Here is a 15,110-nt window from a genome sequence, read left to right on the forward strand (position 1 = left end):
GCAACTTTTTTTACTCTGTAGGTGTCTAATTCTACAAAGAGGTCTTTATGATGAATAATATTTCACCTGCTGCACAGGTAATCGTATCAATAATTCCGATTGTAGGATTAGTTCTTGTTTTTGTATTGATTTTCTTTGCACTTTTGTGGCATCACCGTGAAGTAAAGCTGCAGATTAAAAACGGAACTTACGCTCCTTTTGAATTCAACTGGAAGGCTTTTACTTATTTAAGCGGACTTTCTCTTGTAGCTGTAGGAATTGTACTTTCTCTGATGTTCTGGGCAATCAAAGGACTTTCATGGGGACTTTTAGGAGGATTAATTCCATTTGCCTTTGGAATTGTCTTTCTGATTTTTTATAAATTCCTGAAGAATGAAAAATAAACTTACGGAAGCACAGAATTTAGTGCTTCTTCAAAAAGAAAAATTTCTTGTACGTCAGGCTCTTCACAATAATGCCGACGCTTTTTCCCTGCTTGTTGCAATGAATAAAAAGCGGGTTGAAGCAGTCGGCAGAAAATTTTTTAACGACATAACTGATATAGAAGATTTTGTTCAGGAAGTTTTTATTAAGGCATATAAAAATCTTTCCAGTTTTAAGGGAAAGAGCCTTTTTTCAACCTGGATTACCCGCATTGCCTTTACAACCGCAATAAATCAAAAAAAATCATTCAAAATTACAGATTCCTTTGAAGGACAGGAAGATTTTTTACCTTCCTATTACGACAGCCCGGAAAACGAACAGATAAAGGCTCTTACAAGAGAAGCAATTAATGAGGCTGTTCAGACCCTGCCGGAAAATTATGCTGTCTGCATAAAAATGTTTTTCTATCTTGATATGAATCAGGAAGATATTTCGGAAATGACAGGTATTCCAATAAATACCGTAAAATCAAATATATTCAGAGCAAAAAAAATACTGAGCGAAAAGCTTGGAGGTCTATTATGAAAGAAAAATGCAGTCACATTATGGAAAAATTCTACGAAGCCGACAAAAATCAGCTGCTTTCTCCATCCGTTTCTTTTCATCTTCTTACCTGTAAGGAATGCCGTGCAAGGGTAAGGCTTCTTACTCAGGCAGAAAAACTTGCCTCACAGGAACTGAAGGAAAAGGTTGATGCAGATTCAGAAGAAGTTACTAGAATTGTAAAGCTTGCAATGCAGAAGCAGAAGGATTATATCAAGGTTTCCTTTACAAGCTGGGGAATCAGTGGCTTTTTCCTTCTTGTATTCTGTATTCTTTTGAGTTTTGTTTCTAACGGAACAAATCCATTGATTGAATTTGCTGCAAGTATTTTTTCTGGCCTTTTGCTTTCTTTCTACATCATGTCTTTCATCGGTTCTAATCTTGATATTTTTGTTAAGAAAACCAGAAAATTTAATGCAGGAAGTTTGCTTTCTGTGTAGAAATCGCTATAATTTATTTTGCTATTAAACACCGGCTGCTCTGACCGGCAGCTTTACACAGGAGCAAGTATGTCATACAAAATCAAAAACGAACTTCGCGTTGCAATCAGCGGAAAATCTGGCTGTGGAAATACTACAGTTTCAACTATGCTTGCAGATGCATTAAAAATTAAGCTGATTAATTATACTTTCCGTCAGCTTGCGGCAGAAAAAGGACTTACTCTTGCTCAGGTTATTGAAAATGCCAAAACAGACGACAGCTATGATCAGTATGTAGACAATCATCAGGTTGAACTTGCAAGGGCAGAAAACTGTGTACTGGGAAGCCGTCTTGCAATCTGGATGCTCAAGGAAGCTGATTTTAAAGTTTACCTTTTTGCAAGTGATGAAGTTCGTGCAAAGCGTATTTTAGAGCGCGAGGGCGGAGACCTTGAAGAAATTAAAAACTTTACTGCAATGCGCGACAGTGAAGACAGCCGCCGCTACAAAAAACTCTATAATATCGATAACAATCAGTATGACTTTGTAGACCTTTTTGTAGATACATCAAAATACAATCCGGAAGAGATTGTAAAGCTGATTTTAGACGAGCTTAAAAAGAAAAATCTGATTACAGAGTAAAAAAAAGGCGGCTTGTGGGCCGCCTTAATTTTTATACCTTAAATTTCCTTACTGCGTTTCCAAGACTTGCAAGGTTTTCGCTATTCTGGTGAGTCAGTTCATTTACATTATTCATTGACTTGTTAATGCTTTCAATACCGATACTCATTTCTTCCATACTGCAGGTAATTTCTTCTGTAAGGCGGCTTAAATTGTCCATCTTTTCTGCAGCCTGCAGGGTTTCACTCTGCATGATATCGCCGCCTTCCTTTACGTGAACGGTAATATCATTAATCTGCTTCATTGCTGTAAGAACCTGACTTCCGCCTTCTGACTGTTCCTGCATAGCGTGCAGAATAGTTGTTTCCTGCTGAGATACCTTCTGAATGTATTCAAAAATCTGATTGAAAATTTCCTGCATGTGTTTTGCAGATTCAGCAACCTGATCAATAGATTCGCTTACTTCTTTAAGGTTTGTAGTAATCTTCTTACCCTGATTGTTTGAGTCTTCTGCAAGTTTTCGGATTTCGTCTGCAACTACGCTGAAGCCTTTTCCGCTTTCGCCGGCATGGGCAGCTTCAATTGCTGCGTTCATGGCAAGAAGGTTAGTCTGGCTTGCAATATTCTGAATTACGCTGCTGGCTTCAAGAAGAATCTTTGACTGCTCCTGAATCTTAAGGGTTGCCTGTACTGTTCCGTCGATGTTAGTTCTTCCCGCATCAGTTGATTTTTCAAGTTCACTGATAGTTCCGCTGTTTTTATTCAGGATTGAAGTTACAGACTGAATATTTGCAACCATTTCTTCAATTGCTGAAGAAGATTCAATTACACTAGAACTCTGAGATTGAATTGTTGCAATAAGGTCATTTACGCTGGAAGTAATTCGCTGCATTGAAGTTGCAGCATCCTGAACGTTAGTTCCCTGCATCTGAACCTGGCGGTTAACGCTTTCGATATTTGAAGTAATTTCGTTGGCAGAAGCCGCTGTATCATTCATGTTGTCGCCAAGTTCCTGACCATGATGGGTCATCTGCTCAGAAACATCTTTTACCTGGCGGATAGAATCCTGAATTTTTTCAATTGTCTTGTTGAAGTAGGTGTACATCTGGCCAAGTTCATTCTGATTCTTTACATTCATGCGGACTGTAAGGTCACCGTCGCCCTGGGCAATGTTTTTCATTGCGGCAACTCCCTTGTTCATTTCCTTTACAACGCGGCGGATAATCAGATAGGCAAGGCCGATTACAATAATCAGGGTGAAGGCAAAAATAATCATTACAATTGCACGGATTCTTGCAGCGGCAGCTCCCACTTCATTGTCTGGAACCGTTACTCCCAGGTACCAGACTTCCTTTGCGCCTTCTACTGTAAGAGGTTTGTAAACTTTAATTACGCTGACTCCGTTATCTTTTGCAGGATAACCGAAGGGGGTAAGATTTGTTGCGGCTTGTGTAAACATAGAACCTGTAGTGCTGTTTGTGTAGTCCGGATTAGGCTGGCCTTCAAGGCTTTCATCCTTTGTAACGGCAATAGTTCCTGTGTGAGAAGTGAGGGAAAGGTAGCCATTTTGGAAAATCTGAGCATCTTTTAAAAGGGCAGAAAGGGCATCAAGCGACATGTCAACGCCCAGCATTCCGACAGTCTGATTCTGTCTGTTGTGGATTGGGAAGGCAACGCCGCAAACCCAGATTTCTTTTCCGCCGACTTCATAAAGGTTTGGCTCAATAAGAATACCCCGGTTTGCCTTCATAGGCTCTTCATACCAGAAGCTTCCTTCATAATCTGTAAGGGCACAGCAGGCAATTTCCTTTCCATCGTTAGTCCAGTAAGGAATAAGACGGCCTGTTTCATCGTAAGTGTCGTCATAATTTGCAAATTCAGCATCACGACCGTCCAGCATGTTTGACTTAAAAATACAGTAGGCGTCTACAAGACCTGGATTAAGTTCAAGTGTATGTTTTAAAAGATTGTTAATATAATCGCGGCGGTTGTTTTTAGGAATATCTTCAAAGCCTTCAATTGAAGCCTGAAGGGTTTTTGCAATACTGAATTCATTTGAAAGGATTTTTTCGGTACTTTCACCATAGCGGGCTGAGGTCATATCAAGATACTGAATTGAAACCTGCTGAAGTGAATTATCTACAGACCGTCTGATAAAGATGGCACACAAAGTTAAGAGGATAAGAAGTACAGCACCAATAGAAATTGAAAGCTGACGGCTGATGCTCTTTGTAAAAAAGTTTGTCATAGTAAATCTCCTGTGTATCAGTAATATGGCAACTTTATTATTAAATAAAATTATAAAATAGAAAAATTTATCTGTAAAATTATTTCTTCTATAGATAAGGATTTTTTTATAAAAAACTGCTATATTGTTGTCATGGAATTGTACTTAGTTCGGCATGGCTTAACAGTCTGGAATGCTGCCGGAAAACTTCAGGGAAATACTGATATAGAACTTAATGAAGCTGGACGCGAAGCTGCCGGTCAGCTTGGAAAAAAACTTGATGACCTTGATTTTGATGTCATTTATTCATCTCCCTTAATCCGCGCCTATGAAACCGCCTGTCTTATCCGCGGTCATAAAAATATTCCAATTATCCGCGACCAAAGGCTTAGAGAGCTTTCTTTTGGAGAAAAAGAAGGAGTCTGCTACACAGAATGGAACAGTCCCGAAAGTCCCTATCACTATTTCTTTACAGAGCCAGATAAGTATTGTCCGCCTCCTAAGGGTGAAAGCCTTGAAGAGCTATGTTTGCGTACAAAAGATTTTATTCAGACGGTTCTGGAAAAGGACTGGCAGAAATTTAAGAGGGTTATGATTGTTGCCCACGGAGCCTTAAATAAAGGAATTATGTGCTATCTTGAAGGAAATGATAAGGCTCACTTCTGGGGAAAAGGCTTACAGAAAAACTGTCAGGCTTCGATTTTTGAATATGACGGCAGCAAGTGGAGAAAACTTACTGACGATTAGAATGCTGCGGGTTCTGACCGGCCCGCTTACACATATCAAATTAACTCTTCCAGTCCCTTGTGGCTTGAATAAGATGATTCTGAGCCCTGCTGCAAATCGCTGTTCCAGATTATAAAATTGTTTTTACCGCCTTTTTTTACGTTGTAAAGGGCATTATCGGCGCGGTCAAAAAGCTCTTCGTAACTTGTTCCGTGTTCCGGATATATAGAAATTCCGATACTTGCAGAAATCTCTACATATTTATCTTCATTAAAGTACATTTCGTTCAGAATTTCACAGAGGTCAGAAACCTTTTCGTTTAAGTGCATGATACATTCGCTAAGCGGCATGTTTTTATCAAAAATTACAAAGGCAGAGAATTCATCGCCGCCGATTCTTCCAAGAAAATCCTGAATAGAGAAAATCAGGGAAATCTTTTTTGCCGTATCACTGATTGCTGCATCACCCATGGAATGTCCCAGAGTATCGTTTATCATTTTAAAATTGTCCAGGTCAATAATTAAAAGGGCGCAGGTCTGTTCTGTATTTTTTGCAATATGAGCGCTGACTTTATTTTCAAAACTGCCCTTGTTTAAAAGTCCTGAAAGAGAATCGTATTCAGCCTTATGCATAAGTTCCTGTTCTTTCAGCATCTGCTTGTTTACGTTTGTAAAGGAAGCAAGGCTTCTTACAGGCTTATGATCTTCATCAAAAATAGGGAGGTTTTTAACCCTGAACCAGTTGTATTCGCCATCGGAGCACATAAGACGGAATTCGGCCTGGTATTCCGTAAAATTGTCAAAGGCTGCTTTTTTCAGTTCTTTTATTACGTGCTTATCATCATGATGAATGTTTTTTGTAAATTCGGCAAAGGTTGCGAAATCTGTTTTCTGAAGGCTTTTTCCAAAAACAAAGTTTGTATCGCCGCTGTAGGAAATGCTTTTTTCAAGAAGATTAATATCAAGAACTACAGATTTGTTGCTGTCGTAAATTTTTGTAAGTCCTTCGTTCTTTGTTTTTACAAGTTCAGTTTTTCTCTCTGCAAGTAAAATAAGCACAATTGAAAGAATCAAAAGAACCGACATTATTGCAGAAAGCCCTGTCGAAATCTTTTTTGTAACTGAAATTCGGGCATCAATGTCATCAGTTTTAATGATAGTAAGAAGATACCAGCTGTTCATATTCAGCGGAGTATAGGAACAGAAGCGTCTGGCGCCATATGAATAGTATTCCAGAATACCTTCTTTTTGATTTCTCAAATCCTCTGAATATTTCATAAACTGACTTTCACTGCAGCATTTGTTTTTAATTAAAAAGATATTAAAGTTGTTTCCGAAGAGGTTTTTATTTTCTGTATTTGTAAAAATGATGTGGCCGTTACTTTCAACAATCATGAAAAAGCCTTTTGAATTCTTAAAATGGGCAGAAAGGGTATTGTTCAACTTTAAGAGGTTCATTATTCCGCAGACCATTCCGCAAGTCTTATCATCCTTAATTACCGGAACTGAAAGAATGAAGGAGGGGAAACGTCTTGAATCTATTGCCAAAGTTCTGGAAATTGTTCTTGTTCCAGAAAACATAGTCCGCCTGAAATAATCTGTTTTAGATACGTTACCAAAGCTCTGTCCTTCGTTCCCAAAGGTTTCTCCGTCTTCATCTGCAAAATAGAGGGTTGAAAAGTCGGTTTTATTTGAAAAATGCTGAATAAGGGCGGTGGTAGCCTTATCATTTGTGGTGTCTATGTAAGAAAAGCCTTCTGCAATAGCGTCAAGAAGGTCAAAGTTTTCCTGAATTTTTAAGTCAAAGAGGGTGGAATACAGATTTGTTGTCTCTTCCAGTGAAGTCCAGGTTAAACTTTTCATAATACGAGTAAGGGATAACCTGTATGCAATCATAGAAAAGGCGAAGATTACAACTGAAAGCGAAAGTAAAATTATTTGCAGCGTCTTGCTTTTTTTTAGCCCCATTGCCATTCATATAATTTTACTACCAAAAAAAATATCCGTAAATAAAATTTTACATCTGAAGTTTTTTGATTTTTTCAAAGGTTTTTCTGGCGTAGGCTTTTACCCGGTCTGGATTTGAAGCGTAAACAAAGTCTGCTAGAATCTGCTTTCCTATTGTATTATAAGCATTTTTTCCCATAAAGCGGCAAATTTCGTAGACGGCGTCGCAGAAAGAAACTATTATATCTTCATTCCGCTTGTTTAAGTTCTTTGCCCGTGTCTGAATTGCAGATAAAACCAGATAGTCAGGGTCATAGGCGCAGTTTCCGTATTCTTTTAAGGCGGTTTTTAATACTGCCGTACTTTTTGTGTGGGCTACAATGTCGGCAACTTTAATCGTGTAATCTGAACTTGCAAGAAGGGGAATCTGACTTAAAATGACAGAAAATTCCTTTGTATTTGCCTCATAAATTGAATATTCTTTTTGAGTGCCGAACTGGGCGATATTTATATCTTCTGAATAGGCATCAAGAATATTCATAAGTTCAGAGGAATAAAGGATTTCCTTTTCCCCGTAGTTTCCTGCCCTTAAAGCTTCTATTCTTTCTTCGCTGGTAACCTCTTTGTTCTTTCTGATATCTGTATTTATGCCGTTCAGATTATAGAGGGCTGCAGTAGGGCTTTTTGCAGATTTCTGTCCGATTTTTGCTTTCTTTGCGGTAAGACCTGATACCTGCTGTTCTTCATTAAAATAATAGTATTCCAGAGTCCAGTTATTTTTACAGATAAGGGCGTGTTTTTTGTCGTAAAAAAAAGCGTAGGCATAATCGCGGAAGTGTTTTTTTATGATTTCCTGATCTTGTGAAAAGGAGAAGGCAGGGGGATTTTTGTTTTCTGTATCCAGTTTTCCAAAAGGATTGATTTTTAAAAGGCCGGGGTTTACATCCGAACTCTTCTGCCACTTTTTTATTCCGTTAATTCCATAACAGGCAATCTGGTTTTCGTTATAAACATAGATTCTGCCGTCATCACCGCTCAGAACTTTTTCCGGCTTAAAATTGATTTCTGCTTCCCAGAGCCTGAGTCCGCTTGGGTTTATAAGGCTTACGGTATTATTAGAATTGTCTGAAAGAAGAAGAAATTCGTAATCGAGGGGAAAAATCTGACATTCTCTTGGATGCGAGACTTCCTTTTCCCAGAGTTTTTTTCCTTCGTAGTTGAGACAGTCTATTTTACGGGCGTCTGTAATCACGCAAAAGCCGTAATAAAACTTTGCAGGCTCAGTCAGCACTTTACCCGAAAGAACAGTCTGCCAGAGCATTACAGGCTTTTCCAGGGATTCGGTTTCCTCAGAAAAAAGGGAAGAAGAGTAAATCAAACATATCAGAAGGAAGAAAAACTTTTTCATTTTACAAATACCGCAAGACTTTCTATATGGCTGGTGTTAGGATAAAAATCAAGAAGATAAATCGCTTCGAGCGAATAGCCGGCTGCAATCAGTTTTGCGCTGTCGCGGGCGTGGGTTGCAGGATCGCAGGAAAGAGAGCGAATCTGAGGAATTCCGCTTTTACAAAGATAATCGCAGACTTCTTTTTCCATTCCGGAACGCGGCGGGTCAATTACGCAGGCATCAAAGTCGCCGCACATAGAAGCGCAGTTTTTTACCCAGTTTGCGCCGCTGAGTCCGTAACTTACGTGGCCTTTTCCTGCCATATTCTGCTCAGCAAAAACAAGGGCGTCTCGGTTGTGTTCAACTAAAACCACCTGATTAAACTTGTCTGCAAGGAAGGCTGAAATTGAACCGCAGCCTGAATACATATCAAGGACTCTTTCTCCAGCTCCAAGGGTGTCACAAATCAGTTTTACAACTTTTTCAAAAACAAAAAGGTTAGACTGGAAAAATCCGCGAACGTCAAAGCTTAAATTCTTTCCACCAATGCAAACGGTAACTGTATTCTTTGGAGAAAGCATTGTTCCGCTAAAATATTTATTTTCCTTAAGTTTAAGCTTCTTTTTAGAAGAGCCTTTTACTACAATTCCGCTTTTTTTGCCATCGCCTGATTCGTCAGCAACTATAAGTTTTCCGCTGTTCTGGCCGTTACTTACCATAAAAGAGCTTCCAAAAAGGTGAGTGCGCCCTTTGCCCCGTTCTGCTGCCGGAGTTTCTTTAAGCCATGCGTTTACAGGTTCTTCTGCGCAAAGGCAGTTTTCTACCGGAATAATTACGTTTGCATTTTTCTGGCTGAGTCCCCCGTCGTTGAGCTGGAAGCGGCAGCGGTAATTTGTGTCGCGGTCGTAAACAATTTCTACCTTGTCAGAAATATCAATGCCGTTCTGCAGGAAAATATCTGTCAGCATCTGCTTGCGAAGTTCCCGCTGGTAAGCTGGCTCAATGTGCATCATATTGCAGCCACCACATTTTTCGTAATAAGGACATGCTGCTTTTACCCGGTGCTCACTTGGCTTTATGATATTTACAATTTCTGCGTTATTATAATCCCGCTTTTCTTCTGTGATTTTAATTTCCAGCTCTTCACCGGGCATAGTATATGGAATAAAAACGGTTTTTCCGTCGATTTTTGTTAAAGTTTTTCCACCAAAAACAATTTTATCTGTTATAATATTCATATCTTAATTTAACATTTTGGAGAAAGTATGACTACTAAGAGTGATTTCCAGACTATGAGTGACGGCTTTGAGCTTTGGGTTACTAAATGGATTCCTGATGAAGTTGAAAATATAAAGGGAGTTGTTCAGCTCCACCACGGACTTGCTGAGCATTCTTTAAGATACGACAGACTTGGTTCTGTTCTTTGCGAAAGCGGTTTTGCCCTTGTTGCTTATGATATGCGCGGTCACGGACGAACTGCAGAAAATGCAGAAAAAAAAGGTAAGGGTAAGTTTGGAAAACTTGCTGATAAAGACGGATTTAACCGTGTTGTAGAAGATCTGCACGAAATGATTGAAGCCGATAAAAAGGAATTTGAGGGTAAAAAGTATTCCTTCTTGGTCATTCTTTCGGTTCTTTTATTTCTCAGGGCTTTATCGAAAAATACTCCACTTTGATTGACGGCTGTATTCTCTGCGGAACTGCAGGTCCTATGCCTTCTCTTGTTGCAGGCGGCTGCTTAATGACTGCTCTTGTAAAAGCTCTTTGCGGTGGAGATTCTATTGTAAAGGTTCTTTCAAATGCTTCCTTCGGCTCTTATAACAAGCGCATTAAAAATCCAAAAACTGAATGTGACTGGCTTTCTGCCAACGAGATGAATATTCAGATGTATTATGATGATAAGTGGTGCGGAATTCCTCTTACAACTTCTTTCTTCTACGATATGACTCATGGTCTTAAGCAGATTCATAAGAGTGCCAATATCAAAAAAATCTCAAACGACCTTCCGATTTTCTTTATCTACGGTTCAGAAGACCCGGTCGGCTCTTACGGCGCTACAATTAAAAAGCTTTATAACATCTACAAGACTAACGGCGTAAAAAATCTTTCTATCAAGAGTTACGAAGGTGACCGCCACGAAATCTTCAACGAGAATGATAAAGATATAGTAGAAAAAGATGTGATTGAATGGTTAGAAAAATTAGTGTAAGACGCGCAAGGTAGCAGAGTATGTGGCAAAAACATTCTATTTTTGTCTGCCGCGCTAGCGGCGCGTTAATAGTTTCCTAACAAAAATAGCATGTAGCGCCTTATGGCGCGGTTTTGCCCCATACTCTGCTACCGGGAGCTATATTGAAATTTACACCATTTTCAAATAATATAATCACATCGTGTTATATCGTTATGGTACTGATAAGAATGGGAAGCTTGTAAAAAAAGCCGTAGTTTACACAAAATCAGAACATCTTATACCACATGCCAATATCGATCCTGACGCCCTTCAGATTATCAATCGTCTGCGAGATGCAGACTATACCGCCTATATTGTCGGCGGTGCCGTCAGAGATCTGATAATTGGTAACAAACCAAAAGATTTTGATATTGTTACAGACGCGACCCCATCAAAAATAAAGAAAATATTCAGAAATTCTCGCATAATCGGACGTCGTTTCCGTCTTGTTCACGTTGTATTTGGCGAAAAAATCTTTGAAGTAAGCACCTTCCGCTCAATCTGCGATGGTTCTGTAGGTAACGCCTTTGGAACAATTGAAGAAGACGTTCAGCGCCGTGATTTTACTTTAAATGCCCTTTACTACGATCCTGTTCAGGAACAGGTAATCGATTATGTTGGCGGCATGAAAGATATTAAAAAGCATGTCCTTCGTCCGGTTATACCGGTTGATAAGATTTTTATTGAAGATCCTGTGCGAATGCTTAGGGCAATTAAATATTCTGCTACAACTCATGCAAAAATGTCCCGAAGTCTCCGCAGAAAAATCATAGCATCTTCGGCTCTTTTATCGCAGGTTTCTCCTTCACGCCTTACAGAAGAAATGCTTAAGATTTTGAATAACTCTCATGCTTCTGAAATTATTGCTGAAGCTTTGAAGTGTGATCTTTACATGTATCTTCAGCCGTCTGCAACAGCCCTTATTTACGAAAGCCGTGCCTTTGAGCGCAAATATATGCAGAGCATTAAAATGCTTGATCAGCTTAACCAGCTTGAAAGTGATGCCCGCCTTGGCAAAAAAATGGTCTTTATGATTCAGGATTTTGTTGCAAGCCTTACAGACTGGAAAGGCGAGGTGGAAGGAAAGTCTTCTGTCAGCGAGCTTTACGCAAAAACCTGGACAGAATGCCGCAATTTTGTACTTCCTATGAATCCTGTGCGCCGTGAACTTGAATATGCTGTTAAAGCTGCCCTGCAGGCTCAGGGGGTTACAATAAAGCTTACAGAAAAGGAACGCCCGAAAGATAAGCCTAAAAAGAAGGATAAGGAAAAGGCTGGAGAAGAAAAGCCAAAGTCCAAATCAAAAGGTAAAAAGAAAACTAAGAAATAAGAAGATGCCGGTTTAAATGACCGGCCTTATTTTTTAGGCGCTTTAAGTTTTACTCCGAATTCACCCGGGCTTTTTGCCTTGTCTTCCTTCTTTTCCCGGTTTTCCATTGAAATTTTATCGATGATGATATTTACGTCTTCAATAAGAATGCCAGTAAAGGATTCAATTTTATCAATAATATACTGCTGAAGCTTGTGTACTTTTCCTGTAAGCTGGGTTCCAAAGGGTACGTCAATTGTAACAATCAGCTTGTAGCCCCGGTTATCTTTTTTTACAGAGATTTTCTTTACCTTTACGTCAGGAGAACATTCGCTTACGCAGTGCATGGTCATCTGGGTAAGGGCAGCTTCTGAAATTTCAATGCGGCCTTTTTTAGAAAATTCCGGCTGCACGATTGATTTTTCAATCATTTTTGTGACTTTGTTCTTTTTATTTTTGAAAAGGAAGCTGCTTTTTCCAATCAAGTCGTGAAGGGAATTAGAAAAAATTGTAGGGTATTTCTGCTTTACTTCAATAGAAGGAACAGGAATTACGTGTTTTCCCTCTACATGGCGGGATTTCTGAGCCTTTTCAATATCTTCTGCGCTGGAAATATCTTCAATATGAATGATTTTCTGAGGCTGGGGAAGCTGAAGTCGCATGGCGATTTTTGTAACCATCTTTTCTGAAGTTCCAATAAGAAGAATCTTTTTTATGTGAGTTTTACGTAAAATTTTTGCAACAGAATCGCGGTGTTCCTTGTCATCAAAAAGGGCAACCCTGACAGCGCCCATGTAGGTTTTTTCTCGTTTTGCGGAACGGCCTGCAATAATTTTATCATCCTGGATTAAAAGACCGTCATCAATAATGGCTCTGATTCCGTACTGCTCCATAAGGCCTTTTGAACGGTAACTTTTTCCCGTTCCGCTTTCACCAACAAGAGCATATACCATTACAGGCTTAAATTTTTGTGCAATATTTTTAATCAAATCAGCCATCAATTTATTATAACTCCAATTTTTGATTTTCAAAAGTAATTAAACCTCAAAGTCATTGATGTTACATTCTTTTAAAATTGATTTAAAAGCTTCGGAAAGGGGGATTTTTATTTCATCCGCAAGCCCGATTGGATTTTCGGGGAAGGTAAGGCTGAAGGCCTGTAAATAAAAATCTCTCTCCGTATTTATTATTGCCTTTCCGCCATAGGCTGTATCTCCTAAAAGCGGATGCTTGTGCAGGGCAGCTTGCGAGCGGATCTGGTGGGTACGCCCGGTTTTAATGTCCATCACGGCTAATGTAACCTCTCTGTTATTAAAAACTCCGTGGGCGACTGGGGTTACTGTAGTAAAGGCTTTTTTTCCCTCTTCTGAAGCCTTTACTCTATGAAAAGCTTTTTGATTTCCTTCTTCTTTTTCAAGCCTGTCTTCCCAATCTTCTTTTTTTGCTAAATTTCCTTCCAAAAGAGCAGCGTATTTTTTCTGAACTGCGTGAGTCTGAATGTTTTTAGAAAACCATCTGGCGCCTTCAAGACTCATGGAAAAGCACAGAAGACCGGTGGTTTTTCTGTCCAGCCTGTGAAGGGGGCCAGGACGGAAGGAAAGAGAGGCATCTTTTCTTGTGCTTTTGTAGTATTCGCAGACTTCTTTTTCAAGTGAGCTGTCATTTCCGTGGACGCTGACATCATAATCTTTGTCAATAATTAGAAGATGCTGGTTTTCAAATACAACTTTTAAGCGGGGAGTTGCCTTATAAGACGCGACGCTTGCGGCGCCTTCATCATCAGTTTTTTCAGCATTTAAAATAAAAGCTGCAATCTGAATCTGGTCATTTTCCATAACATGGGAATCATTTTTCGCCTTTTTTCCGTTGATTTTGATAAGGCCTTTTCTTATGTATTTATAGACTTGTGAAAGTGAAAGTTCTGGCGCAAAAATCCTGATGATTTTGTCTAATCTGCGGTCGTTGTCGTTTTTTGCTGCCGTAAAAGTCTTAAAATCCATAAGAGCATAATAGCAACTTTTCTAAAAATACAGTAGTAAATTTTGCCTTCTCGTGTTAAAATATGTAAATCTTATGAATCAGAATTTTTCTGCCGCAGAGAGCCTTATGACGCTCCCGGCTCTTATAGATCAGATAAAAGGCTTTATAAACAATCCCGTGTGGCTGGCCTGTATTTTCAGCTGGCTTATTGCTCAGTTTATAAAAACGGGAATCAACTTAGTTTATGGAAGAATTCGTTCTCTTCCCAATCTTTTTGAAAATCTTATCTGGAAAACCGGTGGTATGCCTTCCAGTCACTCAGCCCTTGTTACATCGCTTTGTGTTACAATCGGCTTCCGCCACGGTATTGATTCTGATATTTTTGTTTTTTCACTGATGTTCTTTTTTGTCGTTATCCGCGATGCTTTTGGCGTAAGGCGTTCTTCTGGTATGCAGGCTAAAAAAATCAACGAGATTGGAAAGGAACTTCAGAATAAAAAATATATTTCTTCATATTCACAGCTTAAAGAAGTACTTGGTCATACTCCAATGGAAGTAATCTGCGGCTGTATTCTTGGATTTTTTGTGGGCTTTGCTTTTTCAATTCTTGATTAAAAGCAGACTGTAATTAAAAAATGAAAACAAGTTTGAAAATTGTTTACACCATAGCTTCTATTCTTTCTCTGCTTGTGATTTTTACCTTTCGCTCTGTTCCTCAGGGGAGATTGTGGAAAAAATACAGTGTGCTTTATGTTACGGCTTCGGCTCCTGAAGAAAGTGTAAAAAAAGCCCTTTCTGCTAACGGAGTTGATCAGTATGCCTGCTATACTAATCAGTATATTCCGCTTGCCTTAAAGGAAAATTCCCCGGAAGCTTCTCTTCTGCGGCTTTCTGCAAAAGATTCTTACCTTACAAAACGTCAGGCTTTCTTTTTTGATAAATCTCAGGCCTACAAGCTTTATTATGCACCTGCTGAATATAAGGCTCAGCTTGAAAAAACTGCGGCTGCCTTAAATCAGAATAAATTAAATGCAGGAATTGATTCAAACTCTACATATCCTTTTTTAATTCCTCTTTTTGTACTTATTTTTTCTCTTGTTTTATTTGGCTTTGCAAAAAATAAAGTTGTTTATGCTATAGGCGCTGTATATTCTCTTGTTTTTGCCCTCTGTAATCCCTTTTATCCGGTAGCAGCTTCTTTAATTATTGTTCTTCTTTTCTTTTTTGTAATGTCAAATTTGTGGAAAAGACAGGGTGTTTTTGAACTTGTCCGACAGAGCAGAATTTTCCTGGTGC

Annotated in this window: 14 protein-coding genes and 1 pseudogene; 9 read left to right on the forward strand and 6 right to left on the reverse strand. The window is 39.1% G+C overall.

The window, feature by feature from the left end; genetic code table 11:
• Window positions 1-47: 47 nt before the first annotated feature.
• The 4 genes from MSI_RS09380 to cmk all read left to right on the forward strand — a co-directional run bounded on the left by MSI_RS09380 (window position 48) and on the right by cmk (window position 2,027).
• Window positions 48-383, forward strand: coding sequence for a hypothetical protein (locus tag MSI_RS09380; protein ID WP_009106172.1), 336 nt, complete (start codon window positions 48-50; stop codon window positions 381-383).
• Complete coding sequence (locus tag MSI_RS09385; RefSeq protein ID WP_009106173.1) at window positions 373-948, forward strand: RNA polymerase sigma factor; 576 nt, start codon at window positions 373-375, stop codon at window positions 946-948. The genes MSI_RS09380 and MSI_RS09385 overlap by 11 nt, the downstream gene beginning before the upstream one ends.
• On the forward strand, window positions 945-1,406 hold the full coding sequence (locus MSI_RS09390; protein WP_009106174.1) for a hypothetical protein: 462 nt from the start codon (window positions 945-947) through the stop codon (window positions 1,404-1,406). Before MSI_RS09385 ends, MSI_RS09390 begins: the two co-directional genes overlap by 4 nt.
• 69 nt (window positions 1,407-1,475) lie before the next feature.
• Window positions 1,476-2,027 (forward strand): (d)CMP kinase, encoded by a 552-nt coding sequence (gene cmk / locus MSI_RS09395; protein ID WP_009106175.1) that lies wholly within the window; start codon window positions 1,476-1,478, stop codon window positions 2,025-2,027.
• Window positions 2,028-2,058: 31 nt separating this feature from the next.
• On the opposite strand, the gene MSI_RS09400 is transcribed toward cmk, so the two are convergent.
• Entirely contained in the window at window positions 2,059-4,254 is a 2,196-nt protein-coding gene (locus tag MSI_RS09400) for a methyl-accepting chemotaxis protein (RefSeq protein ID WP_009106176.1), read from the reverse strand.
• Window positions 4,255-4,386: 132 nt separating this feature from the next.
• Between MSI_RS09400 and MSI_RS09405 the strand changes: the two genes are divergently transcribed.
• Complete coding sequence (locus tag MSI_RS09405; RefSeq protein WP_009106177.1) at window positions 4,387-4,980, forward strand: histidine phosphatase family protein; 594 nt, start codon at window positions 4,387-4,389, stop codon at window positions 4,978-4,980.
• A 35-nt stretch (window positions 4,981-5,015) separates the two neighbouring features.
• On the opposite strand, the gene MSI_RS09410 is transcribed toward MSI_RS09405, so the two are convergent.
• The 3 genes from MSI_RS09410 to MSI_RS09420 form a co-directional block, all read right to left on the reverse strand.
• On the reverse strand, window positions 5,016-6,821 hold the full coding sequence (locus tag MSI_RS09410) for a diguanylate cyclase domain-containing protein (protein ID WP_039924648.1): 1,806 nt from the start codon (window positions 6,819-6,821) through the stop codon (window positions 5,016-5,018).
• Window positions 6,822-6,975: 154 nt separating this feature from the next.
• Entirely contained in the window at window positions 6,976-8,313 is a 1,338-nt protein-coding gene (locus tag MSI_RS09415; RefSeq protein ID WP_009106181.1) for a hypothetical protein, read from the reverse strand.
• The gene (locus MSI_RS09420) at window positions 8,310-9,533 is read right to left on the reverse strand and encodes a class I SAM-dependent RNA methyltransferase (RefSeq protein ID WP_009106183.1); all 1,224 of its coding nucleotides are present in this window, start codon (window positions 9,531-9,533) and stop codon (window positions 8,310-8,312) included. The genes MSI_RS09415 and MSI_RS09420 overlap by 4 nt, the downstream gene beginning before the upstream one ends.
• A gap of 54 nt (window positions 9,534-9,587) precedes the next feature.
• Between MSI_RS09420 and MSI_RS14320 the strand changes: the two are divergent.
• Together MSI_RS14320 and pcnB are read left to right on the forward strand one after the other, a co-directional pair.
• Window positions 9,588-10,504: pseudogene (locus tag MSI_RS14320) on the forward strand (alpha/beta fold hydrolase).
• Window positions 10,505-10,685: 181 nt separating this feature from the next.
• A complete protein-coding gene (pcnB, locus tag MSI_RS09430) occupies window positions 10,686-11,855 on the forward strand; it encodes a polynucleotide adenylyltransferase PcnB (protein ID WP_009106190.1) in 1,170 nt (389 codons plus the stop codon).
• 26 nt (window positions 11,856-11,881) lie between these two features.
• Here the strand turns inward: pcnB and MSI_RS09435 are convergent, their stop codons facing one another.
• Together MSI_RS09435 and MSI_RS09440 are read right to left on the reverse strand one after the other, a co-directional pair.
• The gene (locus tag MSI_RS09435; RefSeq protein ID WP_009106192.1) at window positions 11,882-12,832 is read right to left on the reverse strand and encodes a hypothetical protein; all 951 of its coding nucleotides are present in this window, start codon (window positions 12,830-12,832) and stop codon (window positions 11,882-11,884) included.
• A 39-nt stretch (window positions 12,833-12,871) separates the two neighbouring features.
• Window positions 12,872-13,834 (reverse strand): RluA family pseudouridine synthase, encoded by a 963-nt coding sequence (locus MSI_RS09440; protein WP_009106193.1) that lies wholly within the window; start codon window positions 13,832-13,834, stop codon window positions 12,872-12,874.
• 73 nt (window positions 13,835-13,907) lie between these two features.
• Between MSI_RS09440 and MSI_RS09445 the strand changes: the two genes are divergently transcribed.
• Both MSI_RS09445 and MSI_RS09450 read left to right on the forward strand, forming a co-directional pair.
• On the forward strand, window positions 13,908-14,429 hold the full coding sequence (locus MSI_RS09445) for a divergent PAP2 family protein (protein ID WP_009106196.1): 522 nt from the start codon (window positions 13,908-13,910) through the stop codon (window positions 14,427-14,429).
• A gap of 20 nt (window positions 14,430-14,449) precedes the next feature.
• Window positions 14,450-15,110: hypothetical protein (locus MSI_RS09450; protein ID WP_039924649.1), on the forward strand; the 661-nt coding region annotated here is incomplete at its 3' end.

The organism is Treponema sp. JC4 (assembly GCF_000260795.1).
Lineage (GTDB): Bacteria > Spirochaetota > Spirochaetia > Treponematales > Treponemataceae > Treponema_D.

Excerpts from the sequence above, each read along its gene's own strand:
- MSI_RS09440 (WP_009106193.1), bottom strand. The coding sequence starts at position 13,834 with ATGGATTTTAAGACTTTTACGGCAGCAAAAAACGACAACGACCGCAGA.
- MSI_RS09385 (WP_009106173.1), top strand. The coding sequence starts at position 373 with ATGAAAAATAAACTTACGGAAGCACAGAATTTAGTGCTTCTTCAAAAA.
- MSI_RS09420 (WP_009106183.1), bottom strand. The coding sequence starts at position 9,533 with ATGAATATTATAACAGATAAAATTGTTTTTGGTGGAAAAACTTTAACA.
- cmk (WP_009106175.1), top strand. The coding sequence starts at position 1,476 with ATGTCATACAAAATCAAAAACGAACTTCGCGTTGCAATCAGCGGAAAA.
- MSI_RS09400 (WP_009106176.1), bottom strand. The coding sequence starts at position 4,254 with ATGACAAACTTTTTTACAAAGAGCATCAGCCGTCAGCTTTCAATTTCT.
- MSI_RS09410 (WP_039924648.1), bottom strand. The coding sequence starts at position 6,821 with ATGAAAAGTTTAACCTGGACTTCACTGGAAGAGACAACAAATCTGTAT.
- MSI_RS09435 (WP_009106192.1), bottom strand. The coding sequence starts at position 12,832 with ATGGCTGATTTGATTAAAAATATTGCACAAAAATTTAAGCCTGTAATG.
- MSI_RS09405 (WP_009106177.1), top strand. The coding sequence starts at position 4,387 with ATGGAATTGTACTTAGTTCGGCATGGCTTAACAGTCTGGAATGCTGCC.
- MSI_RS09390 (WP_009106174.1), top strand. The coding sequence starts at position 945 with ATGAAAGAAAAATGCAGTCACATTATGGAAAAATTCTACGAAGCCGAC.
- MSI_RS09445 (WP_009106196.1), top strand. The coding sequence starts at position 13,908 with ATGAATCAGAATTTTTCTGCCGCAGAGAGCCTTATGACGCTCCCGGCT.
- MSI_RS09380 (WP_009106172.1), top strand. The coding sequence starts at position 48 with ATGATGAATAATATTTCACCTGCTGCACAGGTAATCGTATCAATAATT.
- MSI_RS09415 (WP_009106181.1), bottom strand. The coding sequence starts at position 8,313 with ATGAAAAAGTTTTTCTTCCTTCTGATATGTTTGATTTACTCTTCTTCC.